Source organism: Novosphingobium guangzhouense, from assembly GCF_002896965.1.
Lineage (GTDB): Bacteria > Pseudomonadota > Alphaproteobacteria > Sphingomonadales > Sphingomonadaceae > Novosphingobium > Novosphingobium guangzhouense.
Map to the genome: position 1 here is coordinate 1 of NZ_LYMM01000001.1, position 20860 is coordinate 20860.

The 20860-nt window shown below is 62.6% G+C and carries 19 protein-coding genes; 8 read left to right on the plus strand and 11 right to left on the minus strand.

What is annotated here, in order from left to right; translation table 11 throughout:
- Positions 1-102: 102 nt before the first annotated feature.
- From pcaF to A8V01_RS00015, 3 genes are all read right to left on the minus strand, one after another.
- On the minus strand, positions 103-1311 hold the full coding sequence (pcaF, locus tag A8V01_RS00005) for a 3-oxoadipyl-CoA thiolase (protein WP_103093905.1): 1209 nt from the start codon (positions 1309-1311) through the stop codon (positions 103-105).
- 70 nt (positions 1312-1381) lie between these two features.
- Complete coding sequence (locus tag A8V01_RS00010) at positions 1382-2038, minus strand: 3-oxoacid CoA-transferase subunit B (RefSeq protein WP_103093906.1); 657 nt, start codon at positions 2036-2038, stop codon at positions 1382-1384.
- 14 nt (positions 2039-2052) lie between these two features.
- Positions 2053-2739 carry a 3-oxoacid CoA-transferase subunit A gene (locus tag A8V01_RS00015; RefSeq protein ID WP_103093907.1) on the minus strand — a complete coding sequence of 229 codons (687 nt, stop codon included), beginning with the start codon at positions 2737-2739 and terminating at the stop codon, positions 2053-2055.
- Between the two features lie 155 nt (positions 2740-2894).
- On the opposite strand from A8V01_RS00015, the gene A8V01_RS00020 reads away from it, so the two are divergent.
- Positions 2895-3632, plus strand: a complete 738-nt coding sequence (locus A8V01_RS00020; RefSeq protein ID WP_245892161.1) for an IclR family transcriptional regulator domain-containing protein — start codon at positions 2895-2897, stop codon at positions 3630-3632.
- A 4-nt stretch (positions 3633-3636) separates the two neighbouring features.
- Here A8V01_RS00020 and A8V01_RS00025 read toward each other — a convergent pair whose 3' ends face one another.
- Positions 3637-4401, minus strand: coding sequence for an IclR family transcriptional regulator domain-containing protein (locus tag A8V01_RS00025; RefSeq protein ID WP_103093909.1), 765 nt, complete (start codon positions 4399-4401; stop codon positions 3637-3639).
- Positions 4402-4749: 348 nt separating this feature from the next.
- Between A8V01_RS00025 and A8V01_RS00030 the strand changes: the two genes are divergently transcribed.
- The 4 genes from A8V01_RS00030 (at position 4750) to A8V01_RS00045 (ending at position 10668) form a co-directional block, all read left to right on the plus strand.
- The gene (locus A8V01_RS00030) at positions 4750-6066 is read left to right on the plus strand and encodes a M24 family metallopeptidase (RefSeq protein ID WP_103093910.1); all 1317 of its coding nucleotides are present in this window, start codon (positions 4750-4752) and stop codon (positions 6064-6066) included.
- On the plus strand, positions 6063-7412 hold the full coding sequence (locus A8V01_RS00035) for an MFS transporter (protein WP_103093911.1): 1350 nt from the start codon (positions 6063-6065) through the stop codon (positions 7410-7412). The genes A8V01_RS00030 and A8V01_RS00035 overlap by 4 nt, the downstream gene beginning before the upstream one ends.
- The gene (locus A8V01_RS00040) at positions 7396-7881 is read left to right on the plus strand and encodes a nuclear transport factor 2 family protein (protein WP_103093912.1); all 486 of its coding nucleotides are present in this window, start codon (positions 7396-7398) and stop codon (positions 7879-7881) included. Before A8V01_RS00035 ends, A8V01_RS00040 begins: the two co-directional genes overlap by 17 nt.
- Positions 7882-8139: 258 nt before the next feature.
- Complete coding sequence (locus A8V01_RS00045; RefSeq protein ID WP_103093913.1) at positions 8140-10668, plus strand: TonB-dependent receptor; 2529 nt, start codon at positions 8140-8142, stop codon at positions 10666-10668.
- A gap of 53 nt (positions 10669-10721) precedes the next feature.
- Here the strand turns inward: A8V01_RS00045 and A8V01_RS00050 are convergent, their stop codons facing one another.
- Positions 10722-11201, minus strand: a complete 480-nt coding sequence (locus tag A8V01_RS00050; protein ID WP_103093914.1) for a nuclear transport factor 2 family protein — start codon at positions 11199-11201, stop codon at positions 10722-10724.
- A gap of 227 nt (positions 11202-11428) precedes the next feature.
- Here A8V01_RS00050 and A8V01_RS00055 point away from each other — a divergent pair, with 227 nt between their 5' ends.
- Positions 11429-12544, plus strand: coding sequence for a class I SAM-dependent methyltransferase (locus A8V01_RS00055; RefSeq protein WP_103093915.1), 1116 nt, complete (start codon positions 11429-11431; stop codon positions 12542-12544).
- Between the two features lie 51 nt (positions 12545-12595).
- Here A8V01_RS00055 and A8V01_RS00060 read toward each other — a convergent pair whose 3' ends face one another.
- From A8V01_RS00060 to A8V01_RS00080, 5 genes are all read right to left on the minus strand, one after another.
- Positions 12596-12895 (minus strand): hypothetical protein, encoded by a 300-nt coding sequence (locus tag A8V01_RS00060; protein ID WP_103093916.1) that lies wholly within the window; start codon positions 12893-12895, stop codon positions 12596-12598.
- A 37-nt stretch (positions 12896-12932) separates the two neighbouring features.
- Positions 12933-14375, minus strand: a complete 1443-nt coding sequence (locus tag A8V01_RS00065) for an MFS transporter (RefSeq protein ID WP_170065781.1) — start codon at positions 14373-14375, stop codon at positions 12933-12935.
- 99 nt (positions 14376-14474) lie between these two features.
- On the minus strand, positions 14475-15680 hold the full coding sequence (locus tag A8V01_RS00070) for an MFS transporter (protein WP_170065782.1): 1206 nt from the start codon (positions 15678-15680) through the stop codon (positions 14475-14477).
- A gap of 16 nt (positions 15681-15696) precedes the next feature.
- Positions 15697-15984, minus strand: coding sequence for a hypothetical protein (locus tag A8V01_RS00075; protein ID WP_103093919.1), 288 nt, complete (start codon positions 15982-15984; stop codon positions 15697-15699).
- Positions 15981-17042: a class I SAM-dependent methyltransferase gene (locus A8V01_RS00080; protein WP_103093920.1), complete on the minus strand. Its 1062-nt coding sequence runs from the start codon at positions 17040-17042 to the stop codon at positions 15981-15983. Before A8V01_RS00080 ends, A8V01_RS00075 begins: the two co-directional genes overlap by 4 nt.
- 167 nt (positions 17043-17209) lie before the next feature.
- On the opposite strand from A8V01_RS00080, the gene A8V01_RS00085 reads away from it, so the two are divergent.
- Positions 17210-18454, plus strand: coding sequence for a serine hydrolase domain-containing protein (locus A8V01_RS00085; RefSeq protein ID WP_103093921.1), 1245 nt, complete (start codon positions 17210-17212; stop codon positions 18452-18454).
- Here the strand turns inward: A8V01_RS00085 and A8V01_RS00090 are convergent.
- Positions 18430-19242, minus strand: a complete 813-nt coding sequence (locus tag A8V01_RS00090; RefSeq protein ID WP_170065783.1) for an SDR family NAD(P)-dependent oxidoreductase — start codon at positions 19240-19242, stop codon at positions 18430-18432. The two genes, A8V01_RS00085 and A8V01_RS00090, sit on opposite strands and share 25 nt — an antisense overlap.
- 236 nt (positions 19243-19478) lie before the next feature.
- Between A8V01_RS00090 and A8V01_RS00095 the strand changes: the two genes are divergently transcribed.
- On the plus strand, positions 19479-20858 hold the full coding sequence (locus tag A8V01_RS00095; protein ID WP_245892164.1) for an FAD-dependent oxidoreductase: 1380 nt from the start codon (positions 19479-19481) through the stop codon (positions 20856-20858).
- Positions 20859-20860: the final 2 nt, after the last annotated feature.

The following is a 20860-nucleotide window of genomic DNA, read 5'->3' on the forward strand; positions in this document are numbered from 1 at the left end:
CACGCCGGACGTGGAGCAGCTGGCCGACGCGGGCGTGCCGCTCAAGGAACTGGTCTGAACCCATTCCTCCCCGAGAAAGCTCGGGGAGGAATTACCCACGGATCAGACCCGCTCCACCGCCAGCGCCAGGCCCATGCCCACGCCGATGCAAAGGGTAGCAAGGCCGCGCTTGCCGCCGGTCTTTTCCAGCTGATGGACAAGGCTCATGGCGATGCGGGCACCCGACATGCCCAGCGGGTGGCCCAGTGCGATCGCGCCGCCGTTGGGGTTCACATGCGGCGCGTCGTCCGGCAGGCCCAGACCGCGCATGACGGCAAGGCCTTGACTGGCGAAAGCCTCGTTCAGCTCGATCGCATCGAAATCTGCGATGGTCAGACCAAGGCGGTCCATCAGTTTGAGCGTCGCGGGCAGCGGGCCGATGCCCATGACGCGAGGCTCGACACCTATAGAGGCCATGCCGAGAATGCGCGCGCGCGGCGTCAGGCCATGGGCCTTGGCGGCGGCTTCGCTGGCGACGAACATCGCTGCGGCGCCATCGTTGATGCCCGATGCATTGCCTGCGGTCACGGTGCCTTCGGGGCCGAACAGGGGCTTGAGCTTTTGCAGCGCTTCGATGGTGGTGTCGGCGCGGGGGTGCTCGTCGATGGATACTTCCAGCGTCTCGCCGCGCTTCTTGCCCGGCACGGTGACGGGCACGATTTCCTCGGCGAAGAAGCCATTTGCCTGCGCGGCTGCAGCCCGCTGCTGGCTGCGCAGGGCGAAGGCATCCTGATCGGCACGGCTGATGCCGTGATCCTGCGCCACATTCTCGCCGGTGCGGGGCATCGTCTCGGTGCCGTAGAGGGCATCGAGCGCCGGGTTGACGAAGCGCCAGCCCATCGTCGTGTCCTCAAGCTTCTGCGCGCGTCCAAACGCGCTGTCGGACTTGCCCATGACGAAGGGCGCGCGCGTCATGCTCTCGACGCCGCCGGCAATGGCCAGCGCCATTTCGTCATTGCGGATCGCGCGCGCCGCCGTGCCCACCGCTTCAAGGCCGGATGCGCACAGGCGATTGAGCGTGACGCCGGGCACCGTATGCGGCAGCCCCGCCAGCAGCAGGCTCATGCGCGCGACGTTGCGATTGTCTTCGCCGGACTGGTTGGCGCAGCCGTAGAAGACCTCCTCGATGGCGGCGGGGTCGAGCGAGGGGTTGCGCTCGATCAGCGTGCGCATCGGCACGGCTCCGAGGTCGTCGGCGCGGATTTTCGACAGGCCACCGCCGTAGCGGCCGATGGGCGTGCGGATGGCGTCGCAGATGAATGCTTGCGTCATGTCAGGGTCGTCCTATGCCCCCCTTAGGGGTGCGTTGAGTGCCGTTAGGTGCCGTTTGGGTGCCGCGCGCTCAGGCGGCTTCGACGGACTTGGAAAAGTTCAGGTTAAGGCCGGTAACCCGCTGCAATTCCTCGATTGTCAGCCCTTCGACCATCTCGATGACGCTTGCTCCGTCGGGGCCGACGTCAAACACGGCCAGATCGGTATAGACCCGCGATACGCAGCCCAGACCGGTCAGCGGATAAGTGCATTCCTCGACCAGCTTGCTCTCGCCCTGCTTGGTCAGAAGTTCCATCATAACAAAGGTTTGCTTGGCGCCGATGGCAAGGTCCATGGCCCCGCCGACGGCCGGAATCGCATCAGGCGCCCCGGTGTGCCAGTTGGCAAGGTCGCCGGTTGTCGAAACCTGGAAAGCACCCAGAACACAGATGTCCAGATGCCCGCCGCGCATCATCGCGAAGCTGTCTGCATGATGGAAGAAACACCCTCCGGTTAGCAGCGTAACTGCTTGTTTTCCAGCGTTTATAAGTTCCCAGTCTTCCTCGCCGGGAGCAGGGGCGGGCCCCATTCCCAGCAGGCCGTTTTCACTCTGCAGGAATATCTCGCGCTCGGCTGGCAAGTAGTTGGCGACCTTGGTGGGCAGGCCGATGCCGAGGTTGACGTAGGCACCTTCGGGAATGTCGCGGGCCACGCGGGCGGCCATCTGATCGCGGTTGAGGCGATTCATTTTATCCTCTCCTTTCAGGCAGCTATGGCGATATTGTCAGAAACGATTGGAACAACGCGCTGGACGAAGATACCCGGCGTCACCACGACTTCGGGGTCGAGATCGCCAAGCGGCACGATCTGCGCAACCTGCGCGATGGTGGTCTTCGCTGCCATCGCCATGATCGGCCCGAAATTGCGGGCAGTCTTGCGGAACACGAGGTTGCCCCAGCGGTCGCCCTTGTGCGCCTTGATCAGCGCAAAATCGGCGTGAATCGGGTATTCGAGCACATAATGCTTGCCATCGATCTCGCGCACTTCCTTGCCTTCGGCCAGCAGGGTGCCATAGCCGGTCGGCGTAAAGATCGCGCCAAGCCCTGCCCCGGCGGCCTGAATACGCGCAGCCAGATTGCCTTGCGGAACCAGCTCCAGTTCGATCTTTCCGGCGCGATAGGCGGCGTCGAAATGGTGCGAGTCCGACTGACGAGGGAACGAGCAGACGATCTTGCGCACTCGTCCTTCGCGGATCAGCGCGGCGACACCGTGTTCTCCGTTTCCGGCATTGTTGTTGATGATGGTGAGGTCGCCGACGCCGCGTGCGATCAGCGCGTCGATCAGTTCATCGGGCATGCCCGCGGTGCCGAAACCGCCGATCATCACCGAAGCACCGTCATGAATATCTGCGACGGCCGCAGCGGCGCCGTCGATGGCCTTGTCGATCATCCGACTCTCCAAAGGCTTTGATTGATGTTGATTTGCATCTTGGCGCGGTCCGGTATTGCGTCAATCGGTAAACGTTATATTGTCCGGTAATCGGTTGATTAGGTGTGCCAATGCAGGATTTCGGACAAATGGATGCCCAAGGCGATCCGGAGTTCATGACCTCCCTTGCCCGCGGGCTTGCGGTTTTACGCTGCTTTGCCGATGGGGAGCGGCCAATGACGATTGCCCAGGCGGCGCGACTGACGGGGTTAAGCCGTCCGGCGGTAAAGCGCTGCCTGCACACTCTGGTCAGACTGGGGTACGCCGTGCAGGACGGGACGCTCTACGCGCTGCGGCCAAAGGTGCTGGCGCTGGGTTTCGCGTATCTTTCGTCCAGTAGCCTCGCGATGCGCGCGCAGCCTTTGCTGGACCAGCTTCGCGACGATCTGCACGAATCCTGCTCACTTGGCGTGATCGAGGAGGACGAGGTCTATTACGTTGCGCGGGCGGAAGTTTCGCGGATCATGTCTATCGCGTTGCGAGTGGGTAGCCGGCTCCCGCTCTACTGCACATCGATGGGCCGGGTCATACTGGCGGGGCTCGACCGGCCGTCGCAGCAGGCTTACCTACGGCGAACGGAGTTGACCGCGCGCACCGACCGGACGGTGACGGAGCCCTCGGCCTTGCTGGAGATACTCGATCACGTTGCACAGGAAGGCTACGCGATCATGGATCAGGAACTGGAGCGCGGCTTGCGCTCGGTTGCAGTGCCGGTAATCGTCGACGGCCGCGTGATCGCAGCCGTCAACATCGGCACGCAGGCAGACCGGGTGACGATGGCCGACCTGCACTCACGCTACTTGCCTGCATTGCGGCGTGTTGCGCGCGATCTTGCAGCCCTGCGGCCGGTATGACGGTTCAGTGCAAAGGTGTGGTTGCGATGGTTTCGGCGGAACTGCGCAAGCGGTCGAGGTATCGGTCGACAGCCACGGTTTCCTTCATGGCCGAGGCGAAATACGTCATTGTCAGCACATTTTCGACGCTGCCGTCACGCACGATCGGGATGGCCAGCGAGGCGGTTTTCCCGTTGCGTTCGTAGACCGACGGACGCCACGCATAGCCGTTCGTGCGCACCTGCTCCAGCGAACGCAGGAGTTCTTCGACATCGAACATATCGTTGCGGGTGTCGGGGTCCATCTCGCCACGCAGCAGATCGTGCGCGCAGTTTTCCGACTGGTACGCAAGCCAGGCCATCCCGGTCACGCTGCCAAGCACCGGAAAGGTGCAGCCAGGCTTCCAGTTGAAGAAGGTCAGCGTCGTTTCGTGATGGGTCGATGCACGGATTACGAAGCGGCGGCCGACGCGTTCGGACAGGAACACCGGCCAGCCGATCTCCCGCGTCAGATCACTCATCAGCGGTTGCGCGGCGGTGCGCAGCTTCTGCCCTTCGTAACCGCTGGCCAGCGACTGGACGAGAGCGGTCGGGCGGTAGCGCTTGCTGCGATCTTCGCGCTCGATCATCCCTTCGTGCAGCAGCGTCTGCATGATGCGGAACGCGGTAGGGTAGGGCAGATTTTCATGTCGGGCGATTTCCGACATCGACACGCTGCCAAATTCGTTGATTGTCCGAAGTACACCCAGGGTCCGGCTGACCGACCGAATGGGAACGCCGCTTTCCATCATCTGCCTTGCCCCTTTTTAGGCTCATCCGATCGGCTATAGCCCTCATGCCGTCGGTATGGCTGATTGTCTGAGAGCGATGACACGACAGTTTTTTGAAATCGCTCAGATCGAATTTGAATCTGTTCGCCTGTCGGACATTTGGCGCTCGATAACACGACGACTGGCGCACCGTGTCGTTGGAATGTGAAAATTGTCATCTTTAAACAATGATATAGCCGTAAATTTTCAACTAACGAATAACTCGCCGGGTTCTCCGTGACCGTCGCGCACCGTGAGTCAATCATCTCCAGTGAAAGCAACTGGGCGCCCACCGACCACTAGGCGAGGTGCCCGTCAGGAGTTGACGTGATGATCGATGGTGCGGACTTGTGCGAACGAACGCTGGCCGGGTGGCTGGCCCCCGAACTGATCGAACATACGCGCCGGGGCGAGATGCTGGTGCACCGCGACCGGGCCGATCGGATCATGGACAAGTACGGGCTCGACGGGCTCGTTGCGGCGCTCCCCAGCAACATCTACTACCTTTCCAGCCACCTCGGCATTTCGGCGATGATGGGGCGCCATTATTCGAGCTTCGCAGTGCTGCCGCGCAACCGGGAGGCGCCAGCGTCGCTGATCGTCAACGGATCGATGGTCTATCATCTGGACTACCGGCCGACCTGGATGCCCAATGTCGAGGTGTTCAGCTACCCGATCGGAACGGACGCAGCAGGACGGGCTGTTCCCGAACCTTTGCCGAGCCCCTGGGCCAAAGCGATCCGCGAAGACAGCATGACCGACCGTGATCGTCTGCTCATGGCGCTCTACGCCGAATATGAGGGCAAGACCAGCGTTTCGGCGGGCGGATCGCTGGCGAATGCGCTGGCCAAGGCGGGGCTGACGCGCGGGACACTGGGCTTCGACGACATGCGCGTTCCTGGCGTGTTAGGGGCCGATTTCCATGGCAGGGCGGTCGATGCGCTCAACATTTTCCGAGAAATCCGCATGGTCAAATCGGAGCCTGAGATCGCCATTCTGCGGCAGGCGGCAATTCGCAACGAGGCGGCGCTGGATGCGGCCATAGCCACCATGCACGTTGGCCAGCCGCTGCAGGACATCGACCTTGGGCACCAGCGCAAATGGGGCGAACTGGGCGGCAAGTCGCTGTGGCTCATCGTCAACCAGCGCGGACTGAATTCAGGCGTAGTCGAGAAGGATGAGCCGACCAAGATCGACAGCGTGGGCGAGTATCTGGGCTACAAGGGCGACGTTGGTCGCACGATCGTCGTCGGCACGCCGCCCGATGAAGTGGCGCGTCGGGCAGAGGCGAACACGGCTGCGCTTGCGGTTTTCTATGCGGAAGTGCGTCCCGGCATGACCTATGCACGCGGATCGGAGATCATCCGCGATGTGCTGTGTCAGCATGGCTTCGAGCGCGGGCTGGGTGGGGCGCATCCGGTAGGACTGGAGCATACCGACCAGCCCTGGCCGGTCGGGAGCGAGCCCGATCCCGCGTACTTCGAGGAGGTCATGGTGTTCGAGGAGGGCACCGTGTTCACCATGGACATGCCCTATCACGAGGTCGGCTATGGCACGTCCCATGTGGAGGACATGATGGTCGTGCGGGCGGATGGAGCGGAGGCCCTGTCCTCTACCGATACCTCGCTGCGCATCCTGCCGGCATGAGTGTGGGTACTGCCGAGGTAGACTATCCAAGCCGGTTGAGGGCATGGTGGGTGGTCGTGGCGATGTTCGCGGCGTCGATCGTATCGGTGATTGACCGGGGCATCCTGACGCTGGTGGTCGATCCGGTGCGGCGCGATCTTGGCATTTCAGATGTGCAGATCAGCCTGTTGCTGGGGCTGGCGTTCGGATTGTTCTATGCCGTTGCGGGTATTCCGCTTGGGCTCATGGCGGATCGTTTCTCGCGGCGGCGGCTTCTGATAGTGGGCATCGCGGTGTGGAGCGCGGCGACGTTCCTTGGCGGGTTGGCAGGCTCATTCGGAGAACTGTTCACGGCGCGTCTTCTGGTGGGGCTGGGCGAAGCGGCGCTGGCGCCCTGTGCGGTCTCGATGATCGGGGATATGTTCCCGCCCGATCAGCGTGGAAAGCCGATAAGCATTTACCTGCTTGGACAATCGTTCGCAGGCGGGCTTTCGATCATGCTGACCGGGGCGATTGTCAGCGCGGTTCCCGCAGGCCATTTTGCGTGGATCGGGGTGCTCGACGGACTGAGCGCGTGGCGTGTGGCATTTGTGCTGTCCGGGCTGCTGGGCATTCCGGTGATCGCGCTGCTGATGACCTTTCGCGAGCCGGTGCGGCGGGGCTCGGCCAGCGCTGTCGCACGCGTGCCGTTTTCCGATGTGCTGGCCTATCTGAGGCGCAACTGGACCGTATTCGTGCCCTTCTATGGCGGCTTCGCGATGCTGGTGATGATGACGTACAGCATCAACGCGTGGGGCGCGACATATCTGATGCGTCGCTTTGCGATGATCCCGGCTGAGGTCGGGCAGTGGCAGGGCTCGGTGGGTATGGTACTTGGCACACTGGGCGCCTTGCTGGCAGGCGTGATCGTCGACCGGGTGTCGCGTCATGGGCATCCGGGAGGCAAGTTCCTCTACCTTTTCGCCGTTTGCGCCATGCTGTTCCCGGCGACGCTGATGGTATTCATGCCGACGCCGGCGACAGCGATCATGACGCTGGGGCTTGTCAGCTTCTTCATGCCGATGATTGGTACAGGGATGGTGACCGGCGTGCAGGAACTGGTGCCTGGCAATATGCGCGGCATCTGCGTTTCGCTATTCGGCCTGTTCAACACGATCACGGGCCAGACGCTTGGCCCTTATCTGGTCGCGGCGGCGCGCGGTGGCGGCGCGGAGGACGGCCATGCGCTGGGTCTGGCCCTGACGCAGATCTGTTTGCCGGCGCTGACCTGCGCGGCGGCACTCTATCTTCTGGGCTATTTCGCCGTTCGCGCGCGCCTGCCCCACATGCTTTCTCGACACGGGATCGACCATGCGTTTCCATCGTAAACTGACGCTTGCGTGTTGTGTACTGGCGGCATCTTGCGGCTTGCTTGCCGCTGAGGCTTTCAGCAAGGCCAGCGAGGCCGCCGCAGTCCAGCGCATCATCTGGGCCAAGGAAATGGCCATCTATCAGGGCCGCAGCAAAGGCATGGTCGATTTCTACGTCGACAATGCCTCTCCCAACTTCCTGGCCTGGACCGCCGGAACGACGACGCCTTTCCGGATCGACAAGCTGCGCGCAGGCAAGATGGCGATGCGCGGGCGCGACAAGGAAGTCATCGAGACGACCTTCCGCGACTTCAGCCTCTCTGGCGATACCGCGATCATCTATTACCAGAACCACCGCACGCGGATGCCTGACGGCACGGCGGTCAACCAGACATACGATAACATCCACGTCTGGCAGAAAACGGACGGTGACTGGAAAGTGCTGGCCAGCATGTCACGCCCGATGCACGGCTGCCCGCTGAGCTGAATTCTTCGCAGACGCACTGGACGATGCCGGCCCGCGAATTTGCGGTCCGGCATCTTGTCATATTCACCAGGCGAGAGCCTGCATGCGTAATCCACGTCGCAAGTATCCACGATAAGAATATCTCGATCCGAACGAGTTGGCGGTTGGCGCCCCTCGGGTGAACTTCTCCCCTGTATCCCGCAGCCGGCGTATCCGCCTTGGCCGGGGACGATCGACACGTCGGTCCAGAACAATCAGATCGAAAAGGGGGCTGTATCCATGAAGAACTACGCCATCATGCGCGCGGCGAGCATCATCGCCCTTGCTCATGCCTACTCCGGGACAGCGCTTGCGCAGGAGCGCGGCTCTGCGCCGCGCACGGAGGAAGGCGGCCAACTGACCGAGATTACCGTCACCGCCCGCCGTCGTGAAGAAACGCTGCAGTCGGTGCCGTTGACGGTGCAGGCTTTCAGCTCCGATGCGATCGAAAGCAAGGGCATCCGCGACATGGCCGACGTCGTGAAGCAGACGCCCGGGATCTTCATGGACAAGGGCTTTGTCCAGCAGGACGTGCGCCCTAACATCCGCGGTCTTCCCGCCACGCGTGGCCGTCCTCCCGTGGGTATCCTGCTGGACGGGATCGACATCTCATCGGAATCCATCGCGTCTGCTGGCGGCGGCAACCTTGCCAACATGAAGCTTGTCGACCTTGAGCGGATCGAGGTGGTGAAAGGTCCGCAATCCGCCCTGTATGGTCGCGTGGCGTTCGGCGGGGCGATCAACTATATCAGCAAGGAACCGACGAGCGACCGGGTGGAAGGTTACGTCAGCGGCGAAGTTGCGACTTACAGCCAGGCCGAATTGAGAGGCGCGATCAATCTGCCGGCAACAGATACGCTCTCGTTCCGCTTCAACGGGGCCTATTCGTACTTCGACGGTTTCTATGACAACGACGTCACCGGAAAGCGCATCGGCGGCTTCGAATCCAAGGGCGGCGCGGTGGCGGCCAAGTTCCAGCCTTCCAGCGACGTCAAGCTTGTCGCGCGGGCCAGCTATTCGGACGACACGTATGAAGTGCGCCCGCAATACTACATCGGCGGCGCGCCCGAGGTGGACATGCGCGAGGCTATCCCTCTGCCCTCGGACGTGGCCGGGCAGCAGGTCGGGGTCATCGGAGCACCACAAACCACGCTGGGTTCGGTCGGCTACGTCGCGCAGCGCGGGAAGATCGGCAAGGGTATAGGGCGCGTGATGCTGTCGGCCGATCCGGCGACGGGAGAAGACTTTCCCGGCACGCATGTGAAGACTTTCCTATCCAGCCTGCGCGGCGAATTTTCCGTCAGCGACAGCATCGTGGTGTCCACCTGGACCGGCTTTGCCCGGTCACGTTCGCGCCAGCGGCAGGATGCGGACTTCTTCGGCCGCCCGCTGACATCCTATACACAAGCTGGCGTGACCCAGCTTGCCGAAGTTCCCGAAGGCGGCATCGCGACGGGCTTCTTCTTCTTCGACGCGGCGACCCTGACCAAGCAGTTCAGCCAGGAAGTGCGCATCGGCGATCAGGCCAGCAGCGGCTTTCGCTGGGCCGTTGGCGGGCTTTACTGGTGGGAAGACGTGACGCAGCAACTTGGCAGCATTTCAAATGCGGGCTTCAGCGTGGATGGCCAACCGGTGAACATCTACTCCAACCTGGCGCTACTGGGCGGCTATGGCCCGGCGCAGGATCAGGGGCGCACGACCAAGCATTATTCCGCCTATGCTCTCGCTGAATATGACCTGACAGATCAGCTGACGATCTCGGCTGAAGGGCGCTATGGCAAGGAAAAGTACGATTACCTCTTCGCGCGCAGCATAGGTATTTCCACCACGGCGGTGGACGGGGTCTACCCCTTCACGCTGACCGGCAGCGTGTTCGAGGCGAGCACGTCCACCAATTACTTCGCGCCGAAGGTGGGGCTGACCTACAAAGTTAACCCGGACCTCATGTTTTATGGCTCGTTCTCGCGCGGGATTAAGCCGGCGGGCATGTCTCAGGTCCAGACGCCGAACCCCGATGACGCGGCATTCGGCACCGAAAAACTCAACAACTACGAGATCGGCTTCAAGTCCAGCCTGTTCAACAGGCGCCTGCGGTTCAACGCCTCGATCTTCCGCATGGACTACAAGGACAAGCAGGAATCGACGTTGGTTCCGGTGCCTTACAGCGTGAACCCGCAAGGCAACGTCAGCCTTGTTCAGAACGTCGGCGGCGCGCGGATCGATGGCGCAGAAGTGGAACTGGCGGGCGTGATCGCGCCGGGCCTGACTTTCTCGGTCGGCTACACCTATCTTGATGCACGTTATACCGACTACGATTTACCTTCGACCAGTCCGATCACCATCGCCCTTGCCGGTGGTTGCACGATCCGTACCGAGGGCAATCTCAAGGGCTGCTTCGTCAATCTGGACGGCAATCGCCTGGAGGCATCGGCGCGCCATTCTGCGGTCGGCAGCCTGAACTATCGCACGCCGCTTACGGGGGATCTCGACCTGCTGCTGCAAAGCGATATCCAGTATCGCAGCCGCCGCTATCAGGACAACACCAATAGCTACTGGTACGCGCCTTATGCCAACGTCGATCTGCGGGCAGGGGTGGAGAACGATCGCTATTCGATCATCTTCTTCGTGACCAACCTGTTCGACAATCGCTCAATCCAGTCGGCGCAATCGGGCGGCGATACGCAGGCGCTTCCTTCCGGCGGGCTTGCGATGGCGGCATTCGCGGCGGACAAACGACAGTTCGGCCTGCGCGGCCGCTTCAACTTCTGATCATGAGGAAAGCCCCGGACATGCGTCCGGGGCCGCTTTGGCGATGGTGGTTTTCAGCGGGCCGCCGTGCCGGGTGTGATGCGCGCCATGCCCGCGAAGACGTGCCACTTTCCGTCTTCACGCAGCCAGGTGTGGGTGGTGTCGAAGTGATCGTCGCACGGCGTACCGTCCGCCCGGCGCGTGCGGTGGGTGTTGTAATAAATGACGGCGGTGTTCCCGTTCATGGAAAAATCCACGAAGGTCATTTCCAGCTTTTCCTGCGAGGTATGGGTGCTTGCAGCGCTTGCCTTGAGGGTCGTGGTGCCGAGCGGTTTGGTTGAGACGGGCGGCCAGGCAAGATAGCCCTTCGCAAGATTGTCTGCATAGCTGCTGAGGTCGCCCCTGGCGCGCCCCGCATAGATGGCGCGTTCCAGCGCCCAGATCTCGGTCCGGGCGGCTTCGATCTCGGCTACGCTTTGTGCGTTCAGGGTGGTTGGGGCGATCCCCGTAACAAGGCCCGCGCTAAGGGCCAACCCGATCATCGTGCGCTTCATGAAGCTTTCGTCCTTCCGAATGGTACGGGCCAGATGGTAGCGGCTGGCCTGCCCCCGATCGTGGAGCGACGCAGAGCGGCGCGAAACCGCGCGCTGAAACCTCTCTCATCAGCCGAAAGAATGCAGACGGATTTCACCTGACGAAAACCGCATGCCCTGACCGGCGACGGAGGGAGGGAGGCCATTGTATCCCTGGGTCCTGTCTTACCAGCGATGGAGCCGGGGTCATGGCCATGCAGATCAACACCACGTCGAACCCGAATTCCAGCAATATCCTGCAGCGCAGCAGGGCCGGTCTGGATGTGCTGGGCGCGATGCTGAAATATTCCTCCACCAGCCTGAGGTCCGTCGCGCGCGAAGATTTCCTTGCGACCGAACAGGGCGCAAAGCTGGCCCGTGAGCACGCCGAGGGCAATTCTTCGGCTGACGATATCGCCGAACGTGTCGACGCTGCGATCGATCTTGCCGCCAGCCTGCCGATCCATCGGATCGAACGCTTCGTCCAGCGCTATGTCGCCGAAGAGATGATGAGCCGCAATGTCGTTTCGGTAGAGGAAATGCGCGACTATCACATGATGCAGGATGCCACGCCGGTGCAGGGCGCGGGCGGAACGCTGGAACTCGACCCCGCGGCGCCGCTGCCTGCCTATTACGAAGGCGTCCACTACCACCTCTCGCCCCATGGTACTGACGATTATGATCTAGGCGGCAAGGGATCAGGGATCGGTCGGGTGTTTCGCTATGGCGGCTTTGCAGCTGTCCCACCCGGTTCGAACATTGGCGCGCAGCGGGTGAATGTGGTGCAGCAATTCCGGCAGAGCGACTTGAAGCGCATCCTTGAAATCGGGTGCGGCGGGATCTTCACGCTCATGTCGATCAATCGCGTGTTTCCCAAGGCCGAACTGATTGGTTGCGACCTTAACGGGCAAGGTCTTGTCGAAGGCTTCCGGATGGCGGAGCGCGTCGGTTTGAAGGTGACGCTGCGCCAATGTGATGCGCGCGATACCGGCGAGGCGGACGGCAGCATCGACGGCGTGTTCAGCTACGCGCTCCATCACGAGGCGCCGGTAGAGGTCAACCGCGAGATATTCCGCGAAGTGTTCCGGATACTGCGATCGGGCGGGGAAATCGTCATCTCTGATCCTCCGCCGTTCCGTGCGGTCGATATCTTCGATGCGGTCTTGCTGGAGTGGGACAACGATCACCGGGAAGAGCCGTATTTCCGCGAGACGTGCCTGGCGAATTGGGAAGACGAACTGCGCGCGATCGGTTTCGTCGATGTCGAAGGCTATGCGCTGGGGGACCACGGCTATCCCTGGGTGACCCGCGCCGTGAAGCCCTGACAGCTGCAAAAAAAGAGGGCGCCGTTACGGTCAGCCCTCCCTTTTTGTCCGTCACGCAGGCCGGGAATATCCCGCCCGTGCAAGCATCTGATCCACATGCCGTTCGCGCGCGCCCAGCGAGGCACCAAGGACGGAGCCGACCATCTGATCGCGCAGCGCTTCCACCTTTTCGGCCTGTTCCGGGGCCCAGTCGAACCCGTCGATCGTTGCGCTGTCGAGGATGCCCTGACGGGCCAGCAGTTCCTCCATCACCATCATCCGGTCACGCATGATCCATAGCTCGGACAGCAGGCTTGTGACCATTCGGCCAAGATCGTCGACGTTGGTTTCATCAAGATAGACGTTCGCCATCGGGCGGCTTCCTTCATTTCGAAATGGAAAGGACGGGTCAACGTGCGGCGCGCTGCATCAGGCGGCGTTCGATGATCGCATGACGGCGGCGGTCGATCGGAAAATTCCAGATGATCAGACCCCCGCCGATCTTCAGGATCGCAGGCACCACGGCGACCGTGAACAGGATACCGAAAGCGGCGGTTCCCGTATTCACCGCGCCTGCCGAGGCGTCGTACCCGAAGGCGCTGAGTAGCAGGAATGCCGTCCCAGCACCGATGGCGGTCGCGATCTTGCTGGTCAGCATGTAGAAGGCATAATAGCTGCCGGTGCGCTGTTCGTGGGTGCGCAGACGTCCATAATCGACCACGTCGGCCAGGATCGCCGGGCTCAGGACCATGATCGCGCTTGCTCCCATGCCGATGAAGAACACGATCACCATGCTGACCGAAACGATGAACTCCTGCGTCAGCGTGTCGGGATCGAGGAACCAGTAGCCCTGCGTAGCAAGGCTGACGATGGTGACCGACACCACGTAAGCGCGGTGCTTGCCGATGCGGCGCGCCATCCATGTCCACAGAGGCGTGGTGCAGGCCATGGTGATCGCGAACACCGTCATCAGATAGGGATACCATGAGCCCAGCCGCAGGTAGCCGTCATAGAACGTGAACATGATCTGCAGCGTGCCAAGCCCCATTCCGCCAAGGCAGAAGGCGGCAAGGTAGAGCCAAAGCGGCCGGTTCCCGCGCACGCTGCGAAGAAACGTCCAGAACCGGGGCCGCTCTACCGGCGGAGCCGTCCCCTGTGGAGCCCGCGCCAGACTGATCGCGGTCGTCAGCGGGATCACGATCACCGCGACGACGAAGAAGTACCCCAGAACCGGAATGGAATAGGCAGACGTGGCCACAAGTCCCGCCCATGCCAGAATGATAGGCAGCGCGTCGTTGCACAGGTTCCCGATCTGGCTGACCAGCCCGCGCATCCCGGTGATGCGAGACCGGGTGTCGTAATTGCTCGACAGTTCCGCGCCCCAGGACGTGTAGTTGATATCGCCAAGGGTGTAGGCAAAGTCGTAGAGGATCTTCCATCCGACAAGGTAGGCAAGGCTGGCCATCGGCGGTGGTCGCAGCAGGAAGAACGCGGCGACGAGGATCAGCGCTGCGCCTATGGCGATAGCCGGTTTTCGCGCGCCCCAGCGCGTCCGTGTGCGGTCTGAGATGAAGCCGATGACCTGATCGGTAAAGGCGTTGACGATCCGCAGCACCACCAGCGCAGTGCCAAGGGCGGCAAGGCTGATGCCGAATTCCTTGGCGTAGATCTGCGGGACATATAGCGTCATCGGGTTCAGCAACAGGCCGGGGCCGAACGCCGCAAGGCCGTAAGCGACGAGATCGGCCTGGCTGAGCTCACGCGGTGCGCCGCCTTCTCGGCGCGGCGCGCGGATATCCGGCTCGGCGGGAGGCTGCGTCACCTCAAGCACCAGTTCCGCCGCTTCGCTCATTGCCGTCTCCATCGATCAGGCGGCAATTAGGCGGTCGATTGGCGACGAAGTCGAATGGCGTTCGACGGTCTTTTCACCTGCCGAAATAGCAGGCAGATGTCAGGCCGTGCGCTGCGTGGCGACGACCGGGAACACGCAGGCCGCAACCAGCGTGCCCGCGAAGATTGCAGCGCCCCATAGCAGCGGGGCGGCTGGTCCCTGCAGATCGTAGAGCGGTCCGGCCATCAGGGGGCCGAATACCCGGCCCAGCGAATTGGCTGCCTGCACAAGACCAAGCCCCATCCCTTGCGCTGCGGCAGGGGTGGCGTGCGAGGTCAGCCCGGAGAGCGCGGGGTTGAGCAATCCGAAGCCCAGCGATGTCCCGGTCAGTCCGATCGCGGCGATGAAGACGTCATGCGCGCATCCCAGCACAAGCATTCCAGCTCCGATCGTGGCGAGCGCGACCAGCATCGTCCCGCGATCACCAAGGCGGCGTGAGCAGGGGCCGGTCAGGGTAAGCTGGGTGATCGTGGTGACCACGCCCATACCTGCGAACATGAGGCCGATGCGCAAGGGGTCCAGCCCCAGCACGTCATCGGCGAAAAGGCCCAGTATCGCTTCCAGTTTCGAAAAGGCTGCGGACGCCAGCAGGGAGATGAACGCCAGCGTGGCGAATGCCGGCAAGCGAAGCAGGGCAATGCTGCCGATTGCGGCTGGGGCGGAAACGGGATCGTGCTTCGTGCCGGTTTCGGGCAGCATGAACCATGTCATCGCAGCAGCGACCAGTCCCATCGCCGCGCCGACAAGCGAAACGAGGACAAAGGCGTGCTCCTGCCCGGTTACGCTGGACGCGAAGCCGCCGATGGCGGGGCCGAAGATGAACCCTAACGAGAAGCCCGAACTGACGATTCCCATATCCCGCGTTCGGGTTTCGCGCGTGGAGATATCGGATGCGACGGCGAAGGTGATGGAGAAGCAGCCGTTTGTCAGCCCGCTGACGAAGCGTACAACGAGCAAAGATGCTGGGGTCGTCGCGTAGATGTGCAGGACATAGACCAGCGCGCCGATGGCCAATCCCGCGAACATCACGTTGCGCCGCCCGTAGCGGTCGGAGAGACGGCCCCAGATCGGGCTCGACAGGAAACCGCCGAAGGAAAAGGCGGCTACGGTGCCCGCGATCTCTATGCCGCTGGCTCCGATCTGCCGGCCGTACACGGCAAACACCGGAAACATCAGCCCGAACCCCGCCAGAGAGACGAAGTTGACAAGCGTGATGGTGAACAGGGCGCGGCCGCGCGATGCGGCGGTGAGGGTGCTTTCGGTCATGGGCTGGCTATGGGCGTCAGGCGGTTTCGATGCCGCTGAGTGCATTCACCACCTGTGCGACAAGGCGCTCGCCCATCTGATTGAGCTTTGTCTGGAATTGGGCGTCGGGCTGGAAGGCGTCGATTTCGGCACGGATATCCATGCCGCGCCGGGCAAGGATTTCCTCGGTTACCGCTATCCGATCGGCCAGCACCCATACTTCGCGTGTCAGGGCGATGAGGCTGGCGGCAAGATGCCCGCTGTCCGCATCGGTCAGGGTGCGGCGATCGGGCTGGTTGTAGCTCTTGGGGTCGGGGTCGGTCATAGCGGCTTTCGGCCCTGGACAACGTGAGGATAGGCGCGTGGACCAAGGCCAGCGGCGCTGACGTCGACGAAGCCTGCTTCGCGGGCGACTGTGGCAAGGTCCAGGCTGGCGGATTCACGCCAGTAAGGTTCGCCGCCATAGCGGGCGCCGCTGTCGGCGCGCCAGACGCCCAGCCGGTCCATGTCGGCGTATCGGGTAACGTCGCTCATGATCATGTCCCCGCCCGGTTCAAGCACGCGGAACGCTTCGGCGAACACGCCGCGGATAGCGGCTGCGGGAAGTTCGTGCAGCAAGATGTAGGATGCCACAAGATCGAAGGAGCCATCGGCGAAGCCTGTTTGCTCTGCGGCGCGTTGATACAGGCGCCATGGCCAGCCATGTGCATTCGCCACCCGCTGTGCATGTTCGAGCGCGCGCAGCGAAAGGTCCACGCCGGTTATCTGTGCGGACGGGTAAGTTTCCTGAAGCGCGGCGGTGAAGTGGCCGGTCGATGCGCCCATGTCGAGAATGCGGGCATAATCGTCGCGGGGCGGCATCGCCGCGATGGCGCGCCGTTGCAGGAAGATACCTCCGGGATACATCGCTTCCACCAGTCTCCGGTGGACGATCTCGCCATGGATGTATCCTTGTTGCGGATGATCTTCCCATCCGCCGGCTGTGCGATGAAAATTTACACCCTGCCAGTAGGACGGGGCGCTATCTTCCGGTCCTGCGGGCTCCAGTGAGGCTGGGCCACCCGTCTGGTATCGGGCAATCGCAGGCTCAAGGTCGGGGAGCACTTCTTCGAAGGCTTCTCGGGCGATGAGGCCGTGCATGGTGGAATGCCATTCGCTGACGGCTTTCGACACGCGCCAGGCGCGGCTTGCGCCAAGGCTGGTTTCCATCCACGCGTCGCGCTCGTCCAGATCGTCCGGCAACATCGCAGGATCGGGAACCACGCCGGCGATTTCCCGCTCAAGCTGAGCGCGCACGCCTTGCGCCCCCTTGCCGAAGTGCACAAGAAAATCGACCGAAGCGCGACCGCGCTGCCTGAGAACGGGGGTGAGCGGAGTGTTCATGCGTCCTCGTCCCTGTGGTCTGGGTTTACGTTTCTTGTCTGGCCTGAAATGCCAAGCGTGGCGCGTGCAATGATCCTCTCTGTTCAGCAGATGAACAGAGACACTGTCCGCCGTTCGCAGGAACAGAGGATCGCGGCACTCTGCGGCTTCCGCATAGGGGACCTGCGATGAGACTTTCGTTGCCCGCCACGACGATTACCGGATTGGTCGCGTTTTGCCTGACGGCCTGTGCATCATCCATGCCTCCACCTTCTTCCCGCATGTCGGCAGGCGATGCGGAGGCACTCTACACAAAGCGCTATCGCCAGTACGCAACCGGCGAAACGGGACTGGCAGCATATGATACGCTGGCCCCGTTGCCGGGCGTGCGAAAATGGCATCCGCTGCCGGCCGGCCGATCGATTCCCCAAGCGGCGCTGGCAAAGGCGCGGGACTATGCCGCAGCAAATAACAGTTCCGCATTCATGGTCTGGCATCGCGGCAGGCTGGTGGAGCAGAGCTACTTCGGTGGTGTGCGCGATGATACCCCCATCATTTCAAAGTCGCTGTCCAAACCGCTGGCGGTCATCGCGGTCGGCCGGGCCATCGCAAAGGGGCATATCGCATCGCTCGACCAGCCGATGGCGGATTTTATAACGGAATGGCGCGGAACGCCGCGTGCGGCGATAACCATCAGGCAAGTACTGGGCATGCGGTCCGGCCTCCTGCCGCAAGGTGTGGCGTCGGACCCCGCCGACATCCTCAATCGTGCCTATCTGCACCCGTATCACGACCGCATCATCATCGATGAGTACCCGCTCGTCGATACGCCCGGCAGCCGATATGAATATTCCAACGCTAATGGAGAACTCATCGCGCCGCTGATCGAAAGGGCCACTGGCAAGCCGTTCGCGGACTGGATCGCGCGCGAAGTGCTGGCACCGATCGGCGCGCGCGGCGGGCAGATATGGATGAACCGTGCAGGCGGCACGCCGCATTCCGGTTGCTGCGCGCTCATGCCTGCGGAAACCTATCTGCGGCTGGGCATCCTCCTTGCCCGTGACGGCGTGTGGGAAGGGCGACGACTGCTGCCCAACGGGTTCGTCAGGGCGATGACCACACCGACCGAGCAGAACCCCCATGCAGGTCTGGGCGTCTACATCGGCAGCCCTTATGCAGAGTGGCGTGGACCGGCCAATCCGGACGTGACGTTCGGGCGCTCGTTCCACTCCGCGCCCTATGCGGCACCAGATCTGTTCCTGTTCGATGGAAACACGAACCAGGTGGTCTATATCGTGCCGTCACGCCAGCTGGTGATCCTGCGCACCGGCGAACGCCCGCCTACCAAGCCGGTCTGGGACAATGCGATGCTGCCTAACATCCTGCTTCACGCTCTTGGTGCAGATGATCAGGCCGGTGCTTCGGGAAAGTAGCGCGATAGCACGTCGCGCGGCCTGCCCTTGCGCCGGTCCCGGATCTTGCGCGGGGTCAGCCAGGTGAAGACCTTGGCGTTCTGCGCGTTGGTATCCAGGATGCGCGCCGCCCAGCGGCCGGTGGTCTCCGGGTGGTCGGCGATAAGGTTCACCCAGTCACGCCGCTGGCGCGCAGCCTTGGCATCCAGCTTGGCATGTTCGCGCAGGAAGCCTTCGGTGATGACAAGGCCGGGACTGATCGCGCCGACAACCACCGTGCTGCCGCTCATCTCCATGGCCAGTGAGCGGGTCAGATAAGTGACGGCGGCCTTGGTGGTTGCATAGCCGTTCATGAACGGCATCGGCGTTCCATCCGCGCCCGCACCCAGCATGTTATAGAGCGCGCCGGGCCTTCCGCTTTCCCGCCAGCCACGGATCGCCGTTCGGCAGCCGTGAACCAGGCCCATGACGTTGATATCCAGCATCCGCGCCATGTCCGCATCCGGCATCTCGATAAGGCCACCGCCGAGAGCCAGCCCTGCGTTGTTGACCCAGATGTCGATGCCGCCAAATCGCGTGCAGGCATCTTCCCATGCGGCGTGCACCGCATCGGCGCTGGTGACGTCGCAGGGGCCGCCCTCGGCGCGCGCACGATGCTGCCGCAGATCGCGGGCAGTGCGGCGGGCCTCTTCGGCATCCGAAGACGAAACGTAGACATTGATGCCCCTGTCCAGCAGCGCCTGCGCCAGAGCCTTGCCAATCCCGCGTGAACTGCCGGTTATGAAAGCGGTCTTGGGTTCTTTCCTCATGGCCGGACTCCTGCGCGTGGTGGTCACCAAAGGTGAGGCTAGCGTTCTCATCGCTGCCGGATGGATGACTTCGTGTGCACCTGTTCGAGCAGCGAATTTCTATCCAAGATCGTTGTTCGTCTGTTGAAAAGGCAGGAAGACGGCGCACGACAGTTTCGGTGCGCTTTCTCCATCTGCGTGTTCAGGCCGTCTTCGCACCTTCGTGGTCCGGCCCTTCTCGTGGACAGGTTTCGATCATGAGCGACACAATGCATTTCCCTATCGTTATCGTCGGTGCAGGCGGTACCGGACTGACTGCCGCCCTTGCTGCGCATGACGCCGGAGGCGAGGTGCTGGTGCTGGAACGGGACGCTTCGCCTTCCGGGTCGACCGCGATGTCCACCGGCATGATCCCGGCTAGCGGCACGCCGGAGCAGGCTGTCGCTGGCATAGTCGACACGCCGGAAATCTTCACCGCAGACATGGTGGCAAAGACAAAGGGCCGCATCGATCCCGAACTGGCAATGCATGTCGCCCGTGAATCGGTGGAGACGATCGCCTGGCTGCGTGACGGCCATGGGGTGCCGCTGGAGCTGGTCGACGGGTTTATCTATCCCGGACATAGCGTGCGCCGAATGTACGGGACGCCCAACCGGACCGGGGGCGAACTTATGGCGGCACTGGAAGCTGCCTGTGCCGAAGCGCAGATCCCGATACTGACCGAAGCAACCGTGGCAGAGGTATTGCATCACGGCGACCGCGTCACCGGTGTGCGTTATATTCGCCCTGACGGGAGTGCGGAGACTGTTACCTGCGATGCCCTGATCCTTGCGTGTTCGGGCTTTGCGGGCAACGCCGAGATGGTCGCGCGGTTCATCCCCGACATGGCCGAGGCAACGTTCCACGGGCATCCCGGCAACAAGGGTGATGCTATCCGCTGGGGCCTGGAGATGGGTGCAGCGGTTGCCGACATGACAGCCTATCAGGGGCATGGCGGGCTGGCGGTGGGCCATGCCGTGCCGATCCTGTGGCCGCTGATCATGGAGGGCGGCTTTCAGGTGAATGTCGAGGGGCGGCGCTTTTCCGACGAGTCCGCAGGCTATTCCGAACAGGCTGCCAAGCTGAACGCGCAGCCCGGTCGGGTCGGTTGGTCGATCTTCGACGAACGGCTGCACGTCCTGATGAGCGACTTCGACGATTACCGCGACGCCCTGCGCGCCGGGGCAGTAATAAGCGCGGCTACGCTGCAGGATCTGGCCGAAGTGATCAAAGTGCCGGCGATCGCGCTGGAAGAGACTTGCGCTGAAGTGGCCGCGATCGCGCGGGGAGAACGGGAAGACGCGTTCGGCCGGGCCTTTGCGCCGTCGCAGGTGCTGGCCGGGCCGTACTTCGCCGCCAAAGTCACCGGCGCGCTGTTCCATACGCAGGGCGGGTTGGTGATCGATACCCAGTCACGCGTGCTGCATGAAGATGGAACCGCATTTCCCAATCTGTTCGCAGGCGGAGGCGCAGCGCGGGGGCTTTCGGGCGACGGTTCCTACGGATATCTTGCAGGCAACGGCCTGCTTGCGGCGACGACGCTGGGCAAAATCGCGGGTCGCGCAGCAGTCCACTGTCTTGCTTCGGCTGTGTCCTGATC